Below are 19355 nucleotides of genomic sequence, written 5' to 3'. Positions count from 1 at the left end.
GCACCGTGGAGGGGTGTTCCGCTCGCCGCGCCCCGACATCGCCCCCGGTCTCGCCGCGAGCATCGCGATCGCCGTCGCCGCGACGGCGATCGGCGCGATCGCCCCCGTGGCCGGCAGCGCCGTGCCGGCCATCGTGCTCGGCCTCGCCATCGGCATCGCGTGGCCCGCCAGGTCGCGTATCGGGGGTGCTGCCGCGTTTCGAGCCGGAGGTGCCGCCGCGAGCGGCCCGCTGCTGCGGGTCGCGATCGTGCTGCTGGGCACGCAGCTGCCGCTCGACGCGATCGCCCGTGCCGGTGCGGCCGCCCTGCCCGTCATGCTCTCGTCGCTCGTCGTCTGCTTCGCCTCAGCGCCGCTCGTCGGCCGCCTGCTCGGCGTGGGCAGACGACTGCGGCTGCTCATCACGGCCGGCACGGGCATCTGCGGCGCCTCGGCCATCGCGACGATCGCGCCCGTCATCGGCGCGACGGGGGCAGAGGTGGCATACGCGCTGTCGACCATCCTCGCGTTCAACCTCGCGGCCGTCGGCGTCTTCCCGCTGCTCGGGCACGCGCTCGGGCTCGACGCGAACGCGTTCGCGCTGCTCGCCGGCACGGCCGTGAACGACACCAGTTCGGTCGTCGCCGCCGCTGGCGTCTTCGGGGGCGGCGCCGTCGGTGCGGCCGTCGCGGTGAAGCTCGTGCGCATGCTCGCCATCGTGCCCGTCGCCGCCGCGCTCTCGGTCGTCGAGGCACGTCGCGCCGGTGCCGCGCGGATGACGCCGCGGCGCGTCGCGCGGCTCGTGCCGTGGTTCCTCGTCGGGTTCGTGCTCGCCGCGCTCGCGCGGTGGGCGGGATGGCTGCCCGCGGTCGTGCAGGACGCGGCGGGTCAGACGAGCGGCTTCCTCATCGCCGCCGCGCTCGCGGGCATCGGGCTGTCGACCGACCTCGGCGCCATCCGGCGGGCGGGATGGCGGCCGCTCGCGCTCGGCGGCATCCTCTCCGTACTCGTCGCGGTCACGACGCTCACCGCGATGGCCGCGACGGGGGCGATGTAGGTCAGGCGACGGTCTCCTCCGCCGGGAACACGAGGACCGACCGCCCCTCCGGCACGGCGACCGGCGCCGCGCCAGGGGCCGCGAACTCCGCCGCGACACCCGGCGGCACGTCGACCGTCACCTCGATATCGTCGCCCGTCCGTTCCCAGGCGATCGCGATGCGCCCGCGCGGCGACTCGATGGCGGCGCGCGCCCACGTCAGCCCCCCGCCGGGGCGCGGGGCGAAGCGCACGCTCCGCCATCCCTCGCCGCGCAGCTCGAGACCCGCGATCGTCGTATGCATCCAGTGCGCGACCGCGCCGAGCGCGTAGTGGTTGAACGACGTCATCTGGCCCGGGTTGACGGTGCCGTCCTCGAGCTGGCTGTCCCAGCGCTCCCATACAGTCGTCGCGCCCTGCGTCAGCGGATACATCCACGACGGGCAGGTGTCCTCGAGCAACTGCCTGTAGGCGGTGTCGAGCGACCCGGTCTCGGTGAGCGCCCGCGAGATGATCGGCGTGCCGACGAACCCCGTCGCGATGCGGTGGCCGGCCGCCTCCACGAGGGCGCGCAGACGTTCGCCCGCCCGCTCACGCAGCCGCCCGTCGACGAGCTCGAAGCAGACGAGCAGGGCGTAGCCCGTCTGCGATTCGCGCACGAGGCGGCCGTCCGCGTCGAGGTGGCGGGCGCGGATGGCGGCGGCCACGTCATCGGCGAGCGCACCGTAGTGCTCGGCTTCGGCACGCATCCCGAGCTCGCTCGCCGTGCGCGCGAGGATGCGACTCGACCAGGAGAGGTATGCGCTCGCAACGAGGTCGCGGTCGGTCATCGCCTCGGCGGGAGCGTCGGGCGGTGCCGAGGGGTCCAGCCAGTCGCCGAGCTGGAAGTCGCCCGTCCAGAGGCCGTCGGCGTCGCGTCGGCCCGCCATGAGGTCGACCCACGACCGCGCGCTCGGCCACTGCCGCTGGAGGAGCGCGCGATCACCGCTCGCCCGCCAGAGGTCCCACGGGGTGAGCACGGCGGCGTCGCCCCATGCGGCACCGGGCCGGATGGGCGTCCACATCGCGCGCCCGGGCACGACGGGCACGTACCACGGCACGGTGCCGTCGGGCAGCTGCTCGACGGCGAGGTCCTTGAGCCACGAGGAGAGCATTCCGGTCGTGTCATACAGGAAGGAGGCGGTCGGCGCGAACACCTGGATGTCCCCTGTCCAGCCCAGGCGTTCGTCGCGCTGAGGGCAGTCCGTTGGCAGGTCGACGAAGTTGCCGCGCATCGACCAGACCACGTTCTCGTGGAGCCGGGTGATGCGCTCGTCCGAGCAGGCGAACTCGCCGATCCGGCGCATGTCGGAATGGAGCACGCGCGCCACGAGGTCGATGCCGTCGAGCACGTCGGGGTCGGCAGAGACCTCGGCGTATCGGAACCCGTGGTAGGTGAAGCGCGGCTCCCACTCGACGCGGCGGTCGTCGGCGAAGACGTACGTGTCGGTGGCTCGAGCGAGCCGCAGCGGGCGCGTGTAGAGCTCGCCGCCCTGCAGGACCTCGGCATGGCGGAGCACGACGGCGGTGCCGGCCCTGCCGGCCGCCGAGAAGCGGACGCGGCCGGCGAGGTTCTGCCCGAAGTCGACGAGCAGCCGACGCGCGTCGAGGCGCGTCACGGCAGCGGGCACGAGCTCCTCGACGACGCGCACGGGCGGACCGTCGGGGGCGACGAGGCTGCGGGGATCGCGCTCGCCCACGACCACGGGGAGCCACCCGGAGTCGTCGAACCCGGGGGACGACCATCCCCGCAGCTCCTCGCGCGCGTCGTGCGTCTCTCCGTCGTAGATGCCGGAGAACAGGATCGGACTGTCATGCGCACGCCACGCGTCGTCGGTCGCGACGACCACCTCGCGTCCGTCGGCGTAGCGGAGCTCGAGCTGCGCGATGAGCGACAGGTCGGAGCCGTACAGGTTGCGGTTGCCGCCCGAGAAGCCGATCCGTCCGCGGTACCAGCCGTCGGCGAGCCAGACGCCCAGCACGTTGGCGCCCGGCTTGAGGTGCGCCGTGAGGTCGTGGGTCGCGTACTTCAGACGCTCGCCGTACACGGACCATCCCGGTGCGAGCTCGTCGCGGCCGATGCGCGCGCCGTTGAGCTCCGCCTCGTACAGCCCGTGCGCCGTGATGCGCAGCAGCGCCCGCACGAGCCCGTGCTCGACGGCGAACTCCCTCCGTACGAGCGACGGTCGACGATCGGAGTCCGGATCCTCGGCGGCAGACGAGGAGACGGGACGCGCTGCCCAGTCCTCGGGCGCCGGTCCGCGCTCGATCGGCAGCGGGTCGCTCCAGGGCGATGGCGACCCGTCTGCTCCGCGCACCCGGATGCGCAGCGTCGCATGGGCGCGATGTCGCAGCGGGCGGAAGGGCCAGGTGAGGTAGACGCCGTCCTCCGCAGCGATGGGCCCGACGAGGTCGACCGCTCCGTCGTCGTGACGCAGCTCGACGTCGACGGAGCGCTGCCTCCATCCGTCCGGCGCGATCACGCGGAACGACAGGCGCGGCTCCGCCTCGTCGATGCCGATGGCGCCGTCATGGTTCTCGATGCGGACGTCGCGCACCGCGATGTGCGTGGCCACCCTCATCGGCCGTTCGCCTTCGCGGTCGGGACCGCGTCGAACGTCCCCGTCGAGCTTCCGGGCACGCGATGGAGCCGGACGAGGAACGATCCGATCACGGCGGCCGCCGCCGCGAAGCCGACGAGCAGCCACAGGATCGCACCGGGGCTCGCGTTGACGATCGTCGGGGTGACGAACGCGAACCCGGCGACGATGAAGCGGGATGCCGCGTAGGTGATGCCCTGCACGGTGGCTCGCGCGTTGACGGGGAAGTTCTCCTGCGTGGCCACTTTGTAGAGGGCCTCGCCGGCGAAGGGATACGCGAGGCTGTAGATGCTCAGCCACGCGATCATGACGATGAGGAATTGCCCCATCGTGATCGCGCCCAGCGCCATCGCGATGATCTGCGCGATCGCGCCGACGAAGAAGAGCGGGGCGCGCAGGCGCGTGTCTGCGATGCGCGCGAAGAGGAAGCCGCCCACGATGGAGAGGAGCGTGGCGCCGAACGAGATCGCCGTCGTCGCGCTCTGGTCGGCCCCCGCGATCGTGATGAGCATGTACGCCTTGAACTGGCCGATCGTGTTCGCCATCAGGTTCCACGCGACGTAGAAGCCGCCCGTGAGAAGGATGGCCGTGACGAAGGTGCGGTTCCGGAAGATCTCGCGCAGCGGCAGCGCGATCGCCGCGGATCCGGTCGTCGTGCTGAGGTCGTTCCGCGCGGAGGCCTCCTCCTCCATACGGCGCACCTCGGGGTTGAACACGCGCAGGAGCCAGGTCACCACGCCGATCACGGCGAGGTGTCCGAAGATGATCCGGATGCCCGTGATGCCGAGCGTCGAGACGGCGAACCCGATGAGGGTCGTCATGGCGATGCCGATGCTCCACATCACCTGCGTGAAGGCGACGAGACGCCCCTGGCCGCCCTCGGGTGCCGCCTCCGCGACGACCGCGACGGAGGTCGGCAGATCCGCTCCCGCCGCGAGGCCGGCGACGACGACGCCGACGAGCAGGAAGGCGAAGTCGTTCGCGAAGACCATGAGCGCGACCCCGACGACGTAGACGAGCACGTCGATGTTGAAGACGCGTCGGCGCCCGAACCGGTCGGCGATCCGGCCGCCGAACAGCGCGCCGATCGCGATGCTGAACGTCAACGTCGAGCTGATGACACCGAGCTGGAGGGGGTTCCACCCGAACGTCGCCTGCCAGATCGCGAGGCTGAGCCCCGTCGCGATGATGACGCCGGAGTCGAGGTAGCTGGCCATGCCGGAAATGACGGCGAGCCGCCAGTGGCGGGCTTCCAGCCGGGGTGATGCGCTCATGCGAGACCTCCTTGTCGGTGCGAGCACACTCGTCTGCGAGAGGCTCGACTCCATGATGTCGACATGTCGACAATTACGCAAGCCCGTTGTCGACATGTCGACCTCGCTACGCTGAGGGGATGGTCCGCTCCCTCGACTCCGCCCCGCGATCGACGCTCCGCAGCGCCGTCGTCGACAGCCTGCGCGGCGCGATCGACGAAGGGGAGCTGCCTCCTGGCACGCACCTCGGGGAGGTCGAGCTCAGCCAGCGGCTGGGCGTCAGCAGGGCGACGCTGCGCGAGGCGATGCGGGAACTGCAGCAGGAGGGCATCCTCGTGCAGGACGGCCGCGGCAGGGTCTCCGTCCGCGAGATCGACGAGCAGCAGATCCGCGACCTGTTCGAGGTGCGCTCCCACCTCGAACAGCTCGCACTCCGCCGCCTGTGTTCGCTCGACGACCGCTCCGAAGCGGTCCGCGCGCTGCGGGCCATCCTCGGCGGGATGGCGTCGCCCGCGTCCGTCACGGACGGGATCCGCGCCGATCTCCGTTTCCACGAGGCGCTCCCGCTCCTGGCGGGCAACGACATCCTACTGCGCACCTGGCAGGGCCTCGCAGGGCTCATCCATCTGACGATGACGTCGTCGGGGATCGCGCCCTCCCGCGCGGAGCAGACCGTCGAACGCCACGCCCCCATCGTCGACGCCGTGGAGGCGGGCGACGCCGAAGCGGCCTGCGACCGGCTCTCCGCCCACATGGCCGACGCACTCGCCTATATCGTCGGGCAGCGCGCCGATCGGGATCAGACCAGCCGGTAGCCCGTCCCGCTGCGGCCGACGCACGCAGAGGCTCCGCCTGCCGTGCTCCTCGGTGTCGCGGGGGCGCCGTCGGCCGCAGGTCGGCACCGGCCGTCACCGCCGCGGCGAGGTGCACGGCGCCGGCCGCGCGGAGGCCGCATGCCGCGGCGAGCGCCGTCGCGAGCCGGGCTGCGGCGGTCGAGCTGGGCGGGCAGCGTCTGACGGGCGACGCTCGCGCTGATCGACTCTCCGGGCGAGATCGTACGCTCTCGTCCATTCTCTGTCGCCGTCATTCGGCGAGCCAGGCCGGCGTGAGCTCCGAGAGCCGGATCGACAGCCCGTAGGCGAGCTCGTGGCGGGGCTCGATGCGCGCGGCCTCGGCGAGGCGCAGCATGGCTTCGCCCCAGCGCCCGCGCGCCCAGTGCAGCCACGCCGACGTGCACAGCAGCGGCGGCCGCTGCAGCGTCGGGACGAGCGCGAGCGTCTCGTCGAGAACCGTCAGGCCGCGTTCGATGCGCTCCTCCGACGGCGCCCGCCGCGTCTCACCCCGGAACATCCGCACGAAGGGCGACCGGGGCATCGCGTCGGCTTCGCGGAGACGCGCGATGTACTCGTCGAGCGAGAGCCCGCGCGCCCGTGCCCGGGCGTCGAGACGCAGCATGTCGAGCCGGTTGCGATCCGCGGCAGCCCGCCCGAACGCGATGCCGATCGCGAGCATCTCGGGGATGCCGGGCCAGAGGGCCATCCACGTCACCTGCGCCTGCAGCGCCGTCGTCACGTCGCCGTCCACCAGCTCCTCGGCGACGATCGACACGAGCGACATCGACGCGAGGTGGCCGGTCGCATCCGACGTCGGGTGCTCCGACGACGCGGCCGCTTCATAGTCGAGCTGGATGCCGACGATCTGATCCAGGACGGCTGCCCGTGCGTCGGCCCTCACGCGAGGAAGGGGGATTCGTCCGCCGTAGTCGATGTCCGTCCGGGTGCTCATCCCGCCATCCTGATCGTCGGATGGCCGCGCGACGCGGCCTTCCGACGATCTGTGGACGGCGACACGCCGAGCCTGTGGAGAACCGCTCAGACGAGCCGGTAGCCCGCCCCGCGCACCGTCTCGATGCGGTCGGCGCCGAGCTTCTGACGCAGGTACCCGATGTAGACGTCGGCGACGTTCGAGCCGGGGTCGAAATCGAAGCCCCACACGCGGCTGAGGAGCTGCTCGCGACTGAGCACCTGGCCCGCGTGCCGGATGAGCTCCTCGGCGAGCGCGAACTCGCGCGCCGAGAGGTCCACGGCCGCGCCGCCGTCGACGACCGCCCGCCGGGTGCGCACATCCAGCGTCAGGTCCCTGTGGCGGAGCACACCGGCCGGCGCGGCCGGCTCGTCCTCCCGCCGCATGCGCAGGCGGATGCGGGCCAGCAGCTCGTCGAACCGGAACGGCTTGCCGAGATAGTCGTCGGCGCCGCCTTCCAGCCCCGCGACGGTGTCGCCGACGTCGGTGCGCGCCGTGAGCATGATGATCGGCATGCGCGAGCCGGAACCGCGCAGGTGCTCGAGCACGGCGAAGCCGTCCATCCCCGGCATGTTCACGTCGAGCACGAGCAGGTCGAACTCGTCGGTCTGCGCGAGCGCGAGCGCCTCGTCGCCGTCGGACGCCACGCGCGTGGCGAAGCCGGCGGCGCGCAGGCCCTTCTCGATGAACCCCGCGATCCGCTGCTCGTCATCGGCTATGAGGATCGACGCCACGTCCGCCCCTTCCTGTCGTCATCTCGTCGTCCGCGCCGTCGAGCGGCACGGTGATCGCGAACACGGCTCCGCCGCCGGGTGCGTCCGTCACACGCGCCGCTCCGCCGTGGGCGCGAGCGATGACCTGCACGATGTTGAGCCCGAGACCGCTGCCCGCCGTGCCGTCCGAGCCCCGGTGGAAGCGCTCGAAGACGGCCTTCCTCTCGCCGTCCGGCACGCCGGGGCCGTAGTCGCGCACCCACAGCGCGAGCCGATGCGCGTCGACGTCGCTGCCGATGACGAAGCGCCCCCCGCCGTGGGTGACCGCGTTCTGCGCGAGCTGCAGCATCGCCTGCGTGATGCGGGCGGCGTCCAGCGAGACGACGACCTCGGCGACGGGCCCCGCGGCGACGTCGGCGCCCTCGATCGCCTCGGCCTTGCGCACGATCTGCGCGACGAGGTCGGCCGCATCGGTCGGCACGGGCGCGACGGGGGCAGGGCCGTGCAGCGAAGCCGCCGACGAGAGGTCCTGGACGAGCCGGCTCATCCGGTCGAGCTCGTCGACCGCGAGCGCGCGGGTATCGCGGACGTCGTCGGGATCGGCCGGGTCCATGAGCTCGACGTGGCCGCGCACGATCGTGAGCGGCGTCTTCAGCTCGTGGCCGACGTCGCTGAGCAGCTGGCGCTGCGAGTCGAGCGCGCCGTCGAGCCGGTCGAGCATGGCGTTCATCGTCGCGGCCAGCTCCGAGACGTCGTCGCGCCCCTCGATGGGGAGGCGCTCCGAGAGCGACTGGGCCGACACGCGCTCCGCGGTCTCGCGCATGCGGCGCAGCGGCCGCAGCAGCCGGCCGGCGGCGATCGTCGCGACGCCCGCGATGATCACGATGACGACGCCGCCCGCGAGGAGGAACACGCGGGCGGGGCCGTTGATCTCCGAGAGCTCGGCGTCGATGTCGTACGCCATGACGAACAGCACGCTCTCGGTCTCGGGCGCTCCCGGCACGTCGACGGGCGTCGCGAGGAAACGCCACACGACCCCCTCCTCGGCGTAGGTGCCGAGCACGGGATCACCGCCCGCCGCCGTCTGCGCGGCGAACGGCACGAAGCCCGGCGCGCTGCGCAGGTCGACGTCGAGCGCGACACCGGGGATGTAGGCCGTCTCGCCGTCGACGACGCCGACGACGCCCGTGTTGTCGTCGGGGCTCATGCGCCGCACGATGTCCTCGACCGCCTCGCGAGACGATCCCCAGGCCTGCGGCTGCTCGTCCGTCCCCGCGACGATGAAGCGCGCGGAGTCGAGGTTGGCCCGCAGCCGGTCGTCGATCTGGCCGAGGATCGACGCCTGCTCGACGATGTACACCGCCGCGCCGACGGCCGCCATCCCGATGGCCGCGACGAGAGTGATGACGGCGACGAGGCGCACGCGCACGGAGACGACGGGCATGCGCCGCCGTCGTGCCCTGCTCGTCCCCGCCACGCTCCCAGTATCGCCGCGCGGCGCCGCGCGCACCGGCCGATCGCGAGACCATAAGAGTTGTCTCATCGACCGCTGCCCCGCCGCTTACCGGCCCCGGTCATCCTGGACGCGAGGAGGACCCCATGCCACGCAGAGCAGTGACCTACACGATCATCGGCGGCCTCTCGCTGGCCGCGCTCCTGGGCGGCGCCGCCGCGACGGCCGCGGCGCTCGAGCAGCGCACCGACGGCGGCCAGATCCTCGGCGGCGGGGCCGTCACGGGAGCGTACGCGGGCGGCGAGATCGGACGCATGCTCGGCACCGTGTCGGCGACGCCGGAGCCCACCCCGACGCCGACCCCGACGACCGAGCCGACGACCGAGCCGTCGACCGAGCCCGCTCCCCCCGCCGTGCCTCCCGCGAGCGGTCCCGAGTCGGTTCCCCCCGCCGCGCCCGTCGAAGTCGACGACGATCTCGACGACGACTCCGACGACCTCGACGACGACATCGAGGACGACGACGGCGGAGACGACGAGGACGACTGAGCCCGGTCAGCCGTCCGCCACGGCGGCGAGCATCGCCTCGGCGACACCGCGCCAGCCGTCGCGCACGGCGTAGACGCCGGCGAGCCGCAGGCGGGTCGCGGCCTCGTACGCGGGGACCCGGCCCCACACGGGCCCCTCGCCCACGCCGTCGCGCAGCGCCTGGCCGGCCTCACCCGCACGTCCGGCGTCGAGCAGCCCCTGAAGGACCCTCAGGTCGAGGTGCACCAGCAGGTTGGCGATGTCGAGGGCGCGTTCGCCGACCGCCATCGTGTCGACGTCGATGACGCCGACGCGCTCGCGCCCTGCGGCCACCCCGGCGGCCGTGACGCGCCCGGCGGGGAGCAGCAGCTGCTTGTCGTGCAGGTCGCGGTGCAGCACGCCGAGGGGGCCGGGGGCCGCCCGCAGCCCGTGCTCCACCACGGCGAGAGCCGCCTCGACGCGCGCGGTGTCGAGGAGTCCGGCCGCGACGGCCGGGTCGACGGCGCGGCGGATGGCGGCGAGCTCGTCATCCGCCCCGTGACGCGGCAGCCCCTCGGGATCGAGGTCGTGCAGCTCGGCGAGGCCTCGCCCCACGCGTCGCCACACTGCGCGGACGACGGGCATCGGGAGCGCCGGCCCGGCGTCGAGAAGGGTGCGGTCGCCGACGCCCGAGAGCCGCAGCGTCGCGGTAGCGTCGTCCCGCTCGAGCACGGTCGGGGCCTCCAGGCACCGCAGCCCCGAGACGCGCTCCGCCCGGTCGGCGACCCCGGCGAACCGCGACGGGCGCACGAGCTTGACGTAGCCGTCGGAGGTGCGAAGCACGGCCCGCCGGCCCGGCCGATGGGCGACGACGGACGTGTCCGCGTCGGCGCGCCGCCGTCCCGGCAGCGCATCGTCACGGCGGACGCGGGCGAGGGCGAGGAACGCCTCGGCCTCATCGGCGAGCGCGGCGCACCGCGACGGCCAGTCGACCGCTCGCTGACGGAACGGCTCGACCGAGCGCCGCAGCAGCGCCGCCGCCGTATGCGCGATCAGGGCGGTGCCGTCGATGCGGCCCCCCGCCGCCTCATAGCCCTCCCGGAGCGCGACGCCCGCAACGGACCGGGAGATGCCGCGCGCGATCTCGTCGGCCGTCCACGATCCGAGGTCGGCCATGGGATCGCCGACGCCCGCGCGGTCGAGGTCGATGACGCGCACGCCGCCGGCCCCGACGATGACCTGGTCGGCCGAGAAGTCGCCGTGCACGGGGGTCGTGACCGCACGTCCTGCGAGCAGCGTGGCGGTCTCGGCCGAGAGGCGCGCCATCCGCGTCGAGAGGCCGGGAAGCACGTCGCCCGTGCCCGCTGCGATCGGCGCGCCGGCGACCGACGGCGCGCCGTCGGGGCCGGGCGACGCATGCAGACGGGCGAGGACGGCTCCTGTCGCGCGCACCGCCTCGCCAGCGGCGGCGCCGCTGTCGAGGTGCAGGAGCGCCGTCCCCGGCAGCAGCCGGTACTCGACGAGTCCGTCGACGCCGCGGTGCGTGATCGGCGCGGTCGGCAGGAGCGCGGCGACGGCGTCGTGGCCGCGCAGGGCGCGCGCGGCGCGGGAGGGCGCATGCGCCTTCGCGATGACGCCGCACTCGACACACCGGCCCACCCACCGCCGCCCCGGCTTGTACACGAGGGTCTCGGCGCGCGGATGACGCGCGAGTGCGGCGCGGATGCCGGGCAGCGCGCGATCGCCGGGCGCCGCGACGACCGCGAGCCCCCGCGCGTCGTCGAGGAGCAGGAGGTCGTCGCCCGCCTCGGTCGCGAGCCGCGCGAGCTTCCCGTGCACGCCGACCGGGTAGGCGACGGCCTGAGCCGCGCGCCCGTCGACGCGGATGCCGGCGACGGCCGACGTCGCGGGCTTGTAGCGCAGGTACCCGGTCTCGACGCGATGCGCGGCGAGCACCCGCCGCAGCCGCCCGGCGTCGAGCACGTCGATGAGCGCAGGGAGGGCCTCGTCGCGGGCGACGAGGCCCTCATCGCCGTCACGCACGGGCGTCCTCCCGGCGGTTGAGGATCGACAGCCGCGATTCGGGTCGTGCGAGCAGGTCGTCGGGCGCGCCCTGCTCGACGACGCGCCCGCGGTCGAGCACGACGACGCGGTCGCACGCGAGGGCGTCGTCGAGGGCGTGCGTCACCACGAGCGTCGTGCGGCCCGCGCTCAGCCGGTCGAGCGCCTCGCGCACGGCCGCGCCGCTCGCGGCGTCGAGGCCCGTCGTCGCCTCGTCGAGGATGACGATGCGCGCGTCGCGCAGCACGGCCCGCGCGATCGCGATGCGCTGGCGCTGCCCGCCCGAGAGCGTGTCGCCGCGCTCGCCGACGATCGTGTCGAGTCCGTCGGGCAGGCGCCCCGCGAACTCGTCGACGTTGGCGACGCCCGCGGCCCACTCCACGTGCTCGTCGGTCGCGTCGGGACGGCCCATCCGGATGTTGTCGCGGATCGTCCCTGTGAAGAGCACCGACTCCTGCAGCACGATCGCGATCCCCGCGCGCAGCGAGGCGAGCGTGTACGCGCGCAGGTCGCGTCCGTCGATCCGCACGGATCCCGCCACCGGGTCGTGCAGTCGCAGCAGCAGAGCCGCGAGCGTCGACTTGCCCGACCCCGAGTGGCCGACGAGCGCGACCCTCTCGCCCGCGGCGATCTCGAGGTCGACCTCGTGCAGCGCGGGCTCGCCATCGCCGTACGCCGCCGAGACGCGACGGAACGACAGCGCGCCCTCGACCCGGCCCATCCGGTGGGCGCCAGGCAGGTCGCCCAGCTCGCTGCGGGTGCCGACGAGGTCGACGATGCGCTCGCCGGACGCGGCCGCCTTCGCGATGCGCCCCGTGTACTTCGCGAGATCGCGCATGGGCTTGAAGGCGCCCTTGAGGTACTGCACGAACACCACGAGCTCGCCGGGCGTCAGGTGGCCCTCGAGCACGCTCCAGCCGCCGACGAGCAGCACGGCTCCCGTCGCGACCCCCACGAGCACGTCCGTCCACCGCTCGAGGCCGGCGGCGAGCCGCGTCGCGCGCACGCCCTCCGTCAGCTCGCGCTCGTTCGAGCGGGCGAAGTCGCGCTCGAGCTCGGATTCGAGGGTGTACGCCTGCACGACCTTGATGGCGCCGAACGACTCGCCGGCGGCGCCCGCGAGCTCGCCCTCGCGGGCACGCTGCACGCGCGCCGCGTCCGTGATGCGCCGCGACGCGCGGCGCGAGTGCAGGAGGAAGACGGGCAGCGCGGCGGCGACGACGAGGCCGAGCCGCCAGTCGAGCACGAGCATGACGACGAGCATGGCGACGAGGGTGACGACGTTGCCGATGAGCGGCATGGCGGCCGTCACCGCGACGTCGCGCAGCTTGCCGATGTCGGAGACGAGCCGGTTGATGAGATCGCCCGACCGCGTGCCGGTGTGGAAGCGCAGCGGCAGGCGCAGCGTGTGCGCGTAGACGTCGCCGCGCACGGCGTTCATCGCGCGCGTGCCGGCGAGCGAGAAGCAGACCGTCATGAGGTACGACGACAGCGCCCGCAGCGCGGCGGCAGCGACGACGCCGACCGCGCAGACGACGAGCAGGGCGGGGATGCCGGGATCGGCGGCGGCGCCGGGCGCGATGACGGCGTCGATGACGAACTTGAGCGGCCACGGCTCGAGCAGCCGGAACGCGACCTCGGCGAGCATGGCGGCGAAGCCACCCGCGATGAGGGGCCGCTCCGGACGGAGGTAGGGGGCGAGGAACGACACCAGGCGGCGACCCCGGCGCTCGCGACCGCGCGCGGTCATGCCGCGTCGCTCTCGTCGAGGCGCACGGCGACGCGCGCGAGGGTGCGCTCCAGCACGTGCCGCCAGGTGCGCGCGCGCTCCACGTCGGCCCGGCCCGCCGCGGCCATCCGCCGACGCAGGGCGGGGTCGTGCGCGAGCCGCGCGAGGGCGCGGCCGAGGGCGACGGCGTCGGACGGCGGCACGAGGAGGCCCGTGCGCCCGTCGTCGACGAGCGCCGGCAGCTGGCCGACACGCGAGGCGACCACCGCGGCGCCCGCCGCGAGGTACTCGAGCACCTTGAGCGGCGAGAAGTAGGGATCGCCCGTTGCCGGATACGGAGCCGTCGCGACGTCCATCATCCGCAGCCATCCCGGCACGTCGGCCGGTGCGACGGAGCCCGCGAAGAGGGTGCGATCGGCGATGCCGCGCTCGACCGCCCGGCGCTCCAGGGCCGAGCGCTCCGGGCCGTCGCCCACGATGACGAGACGGGCGTCCGGGCGCACGGCGGCGAGCAGCGCGAACGCGTCGAGGAGCGTCGCGGTGCCGTGCCACGGCTTGAGGGTGCCGACGAACCCCACCGTGTAGGGGCCCTCCTCTCGGCGCCTGTCGTCGAAGCGGTCGACGTCGACGCCGTTGGGCTCGACCGTGATCCGCGCGCCGGGCGCCTGCGCGCGCGCCCAGTCGGCGACCGGCTCCGACACGCAGACGGCGAGCGTCGCGTCGGAGATGACGCGCCGGGCGACGGCGTCGGCCGTGTCGGCGTGCACGAGCGTGCGATGCCGTACCTGCTCGATCGGCAACGGCGCGTTGACCTCGAGCACCGACGGGATGGCCGCCTCGCGGGCGAAGGACGTCCCGGCGATCGCGAACAGCGCGTAGCGCTCGTAGACGAGGTCGTAGGGGTCGCGCGCGTGGACGGCGGCGAGGGCGCGCCGCGTCGCCTCCTCCTGCGCCATGAGCATCCGCTCGCGCTCGGCCGGGCCCTCGCCCGAGGCGACGGGGAGCGCGTGCACGCGCAGCCGCCCGCCCTTGACGGCCTCGGCGAGGTCGCCGACGGGCTCCCCGCCCGTGCGGCGGCAGTGCAGGTCGACGCGGTGGCCGGCGGCGAGCAGCACGCGCACGACCTCCTGCACGTGCACCGACGCGCCCTTCGCGCCGAAGACGGGGATGCCGGGGTCGCCGCAGACGTACGCGATGCGCATCAGGCCGCCGCCTCGAGAGCGGAGGCGGACAGCGCGTCGAGCGCGGCGGCCTGCCGTCGCACATCGAACTCCGCCTCGACGAGCGCACGGGCGGCCCCGGCCAGGCGGCGTGCGAGGGCGCGATCGTCGAGCAGGCGGGCGAGGGCCGCGGCGAGCGCGCGCGGCGAGCGCTGGGCGACGACGAGGCCCGTCTCGCCGTCGCGCACGGCCTCGACGATGCCGGTCACATCGGTCGAGACGCAGGGCGTGCCGAGCGCCATCGCCTCCAGCAGCACGGTCGGCAGGCCGTCGGCGTTGCCGTCGGACCCCACCACGCACGGTGCGGCGAACACGTGCGCCCGCGCGAGCTCGGCGCGCACCTCGCGCTGCGGCAGAGGTCCCGTGAACGTCACGAGGTCCGCGAGGTCGAGCTGCGCGACGAGCGCGCGGAGCTCCCCGTCGCGCTCCCCCGCGCCGACGATGCGGCACGGCACGGCCCGGCCCGCGTCGCGCAGCAGCGCGACGGCGGCGATGAGGTCGTCGAATCCCTTCTTCTCGACGAGGCGGCCCACCGCGAGGATCGCCGGTGCGCAGTCGCGCGCCGGCTCGAAGGCGAACCGCTCGAGGTCGATCCCGTTGTAGACGCGGTGCACGGGGGTGCGGGCGGCGGCCTCGTAGCGCCCGCGCAGATGGCGCAGGTTGTAGTCCGACACCGTGACGACATGCGCCGCGTCGGCGATCTTGCGCTCGACGTCTCCCGGGTCGACGCTCTCGTGGAAGAGATCCTTCGCGTGCGCCGTGAAGGAGTACGGGATGCCCGTGAGGAGGCTTGCGAGGCGTGCGACGGTCGTCGCGAGGCTCGCGAAGTGGGCGTGCAGGCGCGTGATGCCGTCGCGGCGGATGGCGAGGGCGAGCTCGATCGCCTGTCCCGCATCGTCGTGGTCGGCGGCGAGCAGCTCACCGAGCGCGCCGTCGAGGAGCGGGAGCTCTTCCTCCGCCCTCCGCAGCAGCTCCCACAGCTCGCTCGCTCGGGAGGGCCTCGGCACCTGCTCCACGGGCGCCGCGACGAGCGACAGCGTGTCGTGGAACCGCGTGTCGGTCGTCGGGCGCAGCGAGAAGACGCGGATGTCGGCGCCCCTCCGCTCTCGCGCGACGAGCTCCGACACGATGAACGTCTCGGAGAAGCGGGGGTACATCTTGACGACGTAGCCGATGCGGTCAGGCGACATGGCGGTCCTCCGTAGGGGCGGCGTCGCCGACGAGCTCGGCGATGAGGGCGGGGATGCGGGAGAGCCCGTCGAGATCGACGGGGGACGTGAGGCGAGGGGGCCGGCTGACGGCCGCGGCCGTCCACTCCGCGATGCGTCCGGGAGAGAGCTCCTCCGGCAGCAGCAGGTCGACCGCCCCGCGGCGGACGAGCGCCTCGGCGCGGATGAGCTGCTCGCGTCGGGGCGCGAGCCGTGGGACGACGAGGAGCGGAGCGTCGGCTGCGAGCGCCTCGCAGACCGTGTTGTAGCCGCCCATCCCCACGACGGCCGCCGCCTCGGCGACGAGGCGCGCGCCATCCGGCACCGCGCGGTGCACGCGCAGGTCGTCGCGGGCGGCCGCGATCGCGCGCAGCTCCTTGACGGCGTCATCGGGCATGTGGGGGCCGGTCACGAGGACGCCCGTGAACCCGGCGGGCAGGGCGGATCGCGCGAACGCGAGGGCGACGTGCGCGCCGTCCTGCCCGGCCCCGACCATCCCGAGGAGGTACGGGCGCTCCACGCGCGTGCGGGCGCGATCCGCCGGGCGCCCTCGGGCGAGGTAGCCCGTCGTGCGCACGGCGACGCGCGAGGGGACTTTGAGCGGGGCGAGCGGATCGTGCACGCGCGGATCGCCGTAGACCCAGACCGCGTCGTACCAGGTCTTGAGGGCCTTCGCGGCGCGCGCCGACCGCCACTCCCTGGCCGCGGTCTCGTCATCGTCGAGCACGTCGCGGATGCCGAGCACGGCCCGGCCGCCCGCGGCCCTGACGGCGTCGAGGGCCGGTTCGAGCTCGCCGCGGAACCCGCGGGGGTGCTTGTCGACGATGAGCACGTCGGGCTGGAAGCCGGAAACGGCGGCATGCAGGATGGCGGAGCGCAGCGAGACGAGCTGATCGGGTCCGACGGAGAGATGGCGCGCCCCGTATCGGCCCTCGGCGTCCTTCGCGAGAGCGGGCAGCGACACGATGTCGCACCCCGCGGGACGTCCGGCGTGGGCGACGTCGGGCGCGCTCGTGAGCAGGAGGAGGTCGGGGGCCGCGTCGCTCCCGCTCAGCGCATGCGCGATCGCGAGATTGCGCCGGATGTGCCCCAGCCCCTGCGCGTCGTGCGAGTAGAGCGCGACGCGCAGGCGCCGGGGGGTGTTCGCCGTCTCAGTCACGTCCCCCACGATCGCGGGCCGCCATGAGACGGCCGTGACGCGTTCGTGAGGAGCGTCTTAGACGGCGCGGGTCAGATCAGCTCCAGTCGCGGCGGGCGGGGTTCGACACCTCGGGCGTGCGCCGCTCCCCCGGGATCGGCGCGGCCCAGCGCACGCCGTTGGCCAGCACGCGGCGCACCTGGGGGTGGAAGTACACGGGATACTCCTGGTCGCCGGGGCTGAAGTAGAAGACGCGCCCGCGCCCGCGCGTGAAGGTCACGCCGGAGCGGAACACCTCGCCGCCGGCGAACGAGCTGATGAAGACCTGGTCGTCGGGGTTCGGGATGTCGAAGTGCTCGCCGTACATCTCCTGGCGGTCGATGACGAACGGCTGCTCGACGCCCTCGGCGATGGGATGTCCGGGGGCCGTCGTCCAGACGATCTCCCGCTCGCCCTCGTTGCGCCAGGCGAGCGAGCAGGTCGTGCCCATGAGGCGGATGAAGATCTTCGAGAAGTGCCCCGAGTGCAGCACGATGAGGCCCATCCCGCCGAGCACGCGGCGCTGCACGCGCGCGACGATCTCGTCGTCGACCTGGTCGTGGGCGATGTGCCCCCACCACAGCAGCACATCGGTCTCGTCGAGTGCCGCCTCGGACAGGCCGTGCTCGGCGTCGGCGAGCGTCGCCGTGCGCACCTCGATGTCGTCGCCGAGCAGCTCCTCGAGGCCCGCGGCGATGGCGCCGTGGATCCCTTCGGGGTAGATCGCGCGGATGTCGTCCTGCGTGGTCTCGTGCACGTTCTCGTTCCAGACGAGTGCGCGGATGGTCATGCGGTGCCTCCCGTGATATCGAGGTTCTCGTCGAGGGCGACCTCGCGGCCCGCTGCCGCCGACGCGTACGCCGCGTCGACGAGCTTGGCGCGGCTGAGCCCGATCGTGCCGTCGTGCTCGCGCCACGACGCGGGGTCGCGCACGTGCTCGAGGAAGGTGTCGACGACGGCGGCGTGGCCGCGTCCGGGCGGCGCCGTGACGGGGGTGTCGAGGCGCTCCTCGCCGTCGCCCGTGAAGATCGTGAGCTCGCCGGCCGGCGCGTAGTCGATGACCGAGAGGTCGGCGCCGCCATCCGTGCCGTAGAGCGTGATGCCGAACTCGTCGGGGGTGGCGCGGTGCGAGGCCCAGCTCGTCTCCAGCACGATCGATCCGCCGCCTTCGAGGCGCAGCAGGACGGTGGCGAGATCCTCGACCTCGTACGCGGAGCCGGTGCCGTGCTTGACGCCGCCGGAGCCGCCGAGCCCGCGCGGACCGAGCTCGGCGTGGGTGACGGCCGACACGGCGGTGACCCGGGGCTCGCCCATGAGGTGCAGCGTCCAGTCGAGGACGTGCACGCCGAGGTCGACGAGGGGGCCGCCGCCCGACATCTCCGCGTTCGTGAACCAGCTGCCGAGGGCGGGGATGCCCGAACGCCGCAGCCACATGGCGCGCGCGTGGTACGGGCGGCCGATGGTCCCGTCGACCACGGCCGCGCGGATGGCCTCGATGTCGCCGCGGCGGCGGTGGTTGAACGTCACCTCGAGGATGCGGCCAGACTCGCGCGCGGCCTCGACCATCGCCATGCCCTCCGCCGCAGTGCGGGCGATCGGCTTCTCGCACAGAACGTGCGCGCCGGCTCGGAGGGCGGCGACGCTGATGGGCGCGTGCAGGAAGGTCGGCACCGCGACGCTGATGACGTCGAGGTCGCCGCGCGCGACGAGCTCCTCCCAGTCGGCGTATCCGGCCTCGACGTCGTACTGCGCCGAGAGCTCGGCGCGCACGTCGTCCTCCTTGCCGGCGATGGCGACGAGCTCCACCCCCTCCGCTTCGTGGAATGCCGCCATGTGCTGCTGTCCGGCCCATCCCAGGCCGACGACGCCGGCTCGGATCGTTCCGCTGTCTGGCATGCTGCTCTGCTCCTCCGCCACCTCGTCGAGGCGTTTAATTCAGGTTCCAAATCTAATGGACGGGAGCAACGCTACGGCAGGCGCTCGCGGGCGTCAACGCCATCCTCCCGCTTCCGGGAGAAGCCCTGTCAACCCGTTCCGCGCGTGCAGTCGCGTTGTTAGTCTGTCGTGTTATACGACAGACGAAGAGAATGAGGAGGCAACCGGTGAACGATCTCCTGGAATCCGACGTCGTGGTCGCGGCCACGGTCGACGAGGTCTACCGTCGCTGGTCGGATGTGACCGCACTGAGTCAGCTGCTCGGCCCCGTCGAGCACGTGCGCCCCATCGACGAGTACCGGAGTCGCTGGACCGTGCGGATGGGCGGCATGGTCGACGAGTTCTACGTCGATCTCGTCGACGCCGATCCGCCGTACCGCATCGCCTGGCAGAGCACGGATGGCCGCGTCCATGCGGGCGAGGTGAGGCTGACCCCCGTCGACGGCGGAACCCGCGTGCGCGTCCGGCTCCAGTGGGAGCTCGGCTCCGAGCTCGACGACGTGGCGGGCGAGCGACCGGCCGATCCCGCAGAGCTGGAACGCGACCTGCGCCGCTTCCGCGATGAGTTCTCCTCGCGAGACGCGCCGCCGGCGCCGCTCGCGACCGCAGAAGGCTGACATGCGGGCGCCGTCGGCTCGCGCCGACGG

At 73.6% G+C, this 19355-nt stretch carries 16 protein-coding genes; 4 read left to right on the top strand and 12 right to left on the bottom strand.

Going from position 1 to position 19355, the window contains the following annotated elements; translation table 11 throughout:
- Positions 1–13: 13 nt before the first annotated feature.
- Positions 14–1033, top strand: coding sequence for a YeiH family protein (locus ACWGPF_RS02770; protein WP_452331366.1), 1020 nt, complete (start codon positions 14–16; stop codon positions 1031–1033).
- 1 nt (position 1034) lies between these two features.
- On the opposite strand, the gene ACWGPF_RS02765 is transcribed toward ACWGPF_RS02770, so the two are convergent.
- Positions 1035–3632: a family 78 glycoside hydrolase catalytic domain gene (locus ACWGPF_RS02765; RefSeq protein ID WP_452331365.1), complete on the bottom strand. Its 2598-nt coding sequence runs from the start codon at positions 3630–3632 to the stop codon at positions 1035–1037.
- Positions 3629–4924, bottom strand: a complete 1296-nt coding sequence (locus ACWGPF_RS02760; protein WP_452331364.1) for an MFS transporter — start codon at positions 4922–4924, stop codon at positions 3629–3631. The genes ACWGPF_RS02765 and ACWGPF_RS02760 overlap by 4 nt, the downstream gene beginning before the upstream one ends.
- 119 nt (positions 4925–5043) lie before the next feature.
- Here ACWGPF_RS02760 and ACWGPF_RS02755 point away from each other — a divergent pair, with 119 nt between their 5' ends.
- Positions 5044–5718 (top strand): GntR family transcriptional regulator, encoded by a 675-nt coding sequence (locus tag ACWGPF_RS02755; protein ID WP_452331363.1) that lies wholly within the window; start codon positions 5044–5046, stop codon positions 5716–5718.
- Positions 5719–5986: 268 nt separating this feature from the next.
- On the opposite strand, the gene ACWGPF_RS02750 is transcribed toward ACWGPF_RS02755, so the two are convergent.
- From ACWGPF_RS02750 to ACWGPF_RS02740, 3 genes are all read right to left on the bottom strand, one after another.
- Positions 5987–6688, bottom strand: a complete 702-nt coding sequence (locus ACWGPF_RS02750) for a hypothetical protein (protein ID WP_452331362.1) — start codon at positions 6686–6688, stop codon at positions 5987–5989.
- An 86-nt stretch (positions 6689–6774) separates the two neighbouring features.
- The gene (locus tag ACWGPF_RS02745) at positions 6775–7440 is read right to left on the bottom strand and encodes a response regulator transcription factor (RefSeq protein WP_345438216.1); all 666 of its coding nucleotides are present in this window, start codon (positions 7438–7440) and stop codon (positions 6775–6777) included.
- The gene (locus tag ACWGPF_RS02740) at positions 7415–8863 is read right to left on the bottom strand and encodes an ATP-binding protein (RefSeq protein ID WP_452331361.1); all 1449 of its coding nucleotides are present in this window, start codon (positions 8861–8863) and stop codon (positions 7415–7417) included. Before ACWGPF_RS02740 ends, ACWGPF_RS02745 begins: the two co-directional genes overlap by 26 nt.
- A 155-nt stretch (positions 8864–9018) precedes the next feature.
- Between ACWGPF_RS02740 and ACWGPF_RS02735 the strand changes: the two genes are divergently transcribed.
- On the top strand, positions 9019–9420 hold the full coding sequence (locus tag ACWGPF_RS02735; RefSeq protein WP_452331360.1) for a hypothetical protein: 402 nt from the start codon (positions 9019–9021) through the stop codon (positions 9418–9420).
- A gap of 6 nt (positions 9421–9426) precedes the next feature.
- Here the strand turns inward: ACWGPF_RS02735 and ACWGPF_RS02730 are convergent, their stop codons facing one another.
- From ACWGPF_RS02730 to ACWGPF_RS02700, 7 genes are all read right to left on the bottom strand, one after another.
- Positions 9427–11421 (bottom strand): phosphotransferase, encoded by a 1995-nt coding sequence (locus tag ACWGPF_RS02730; RefSeq protein ID WP_452331359.1) that lies wholly within the window; start codon positions 11419–11421, stop codon positions 9427–9429.
- On the bottom strand, positions 11414–13189 hold the full coding sequence (locus ACWGPF_RS02725; protein ID WP_452331358.1) for an ABC transporter ATP-binding protein: 1776 nt from the start codon (positions 13187–13189) through the stop codon (positions 11414–11416). The genes ACWGPF_RS02730 and ACWGPF_RS02725 overlap by 8 nt, the downstream gene beginning before the upstream one ends.
- Entirely contained in the window at positions 13186–14370 is a 1185-nt protein-coding gene (locus tag ACWGPF_RS02720) for a glycosyltransferase family 4 protein (protein ID WP_452331357.1), read from the bottom strand. Before ACWGPF_RS02720 ends, ACWGPF_RS02725 begins: the two co-directional genes overlap by 4 nt.
- The gene (locus ACWGPF_RS02715) at positions 14370–15578 is read right to left on the bottom strand and encodes a glycosyltransferase (protein ID WP_452331356.1); all 1209 of its coding nucleotides are present in this window, start codon (positions 15576–15578) and stop codon (positions 14370–14372) included. Before ACWGPF_RS02715 ends, ACWGPF_RS02720 begins: the two co-directional genes overlap by 1 nt.
- A complete protein-coding gene (locus tag ACWGPF_RS02710; RefSeq protein ID WP_452331355.1) occupies positions 15568–16755 on the bottom strand; it encodes a glycosyltransferase family protein in 1188 nt (395 codons plus the stop codon). The genes ACWGPF_RS02715 and ACWGPF_RS02710 overlap by 11 nt, the downstream gene beginning before the upstream one ends.
- 76 nt (positions 16756–16831) lie before the next feature.
- The gene (locus ACWGPF_RS02705; protein ID WP_452331354.1) at positions 16832–17563 is read right to left on the bottom strand and encodes a ThuA domain-containing protein; all 732 of its coding nucleotides are present in this window, start codon (positions 17561–17563) and stop codon (positions 16832–16834) included.
- On the bottom strand, positions 17560–18669 hold the full coding sequence (locus ACWGPF_RS02700) for a Gfo/Idh/MocA family protein (RefSeq protein ID WP_452331353.1): 1110 nt from the start codon (positions 18667–18669) through the stop codon (positions 17560–17562). Before ACWGPF_RS02700 ends, ACWGPF_RS02705 begins: the two co-directional genes overlap by 4 nt.
- Before the next feature lie 206 nt (positions 18670–18875).
- Between ACWGPF_RS02700 and ACWGPF_RS02695 the strand changes: the two genes are divergently transcribed.
- Entirely contained in the window at positions 18876–19325 is a 450-nt protein-coding gene (locus tag ACWGPF_RS02695) for an SRPBCC family protein (RefSeq protein WP_452331352.1), read from the top strand.
- Positions 19326–19355 lie beyond the last annotated feature (30 nt).

The sequence above is a fragment of the Microbacterium sp. NPDC055683 genome, assembly GCF_053617895.1.
The sequence above is the reverse complement of the archived record's forward strand: the minus strand, read 5'-3'. Positions and strand labels throughout refer to the sequence as shown.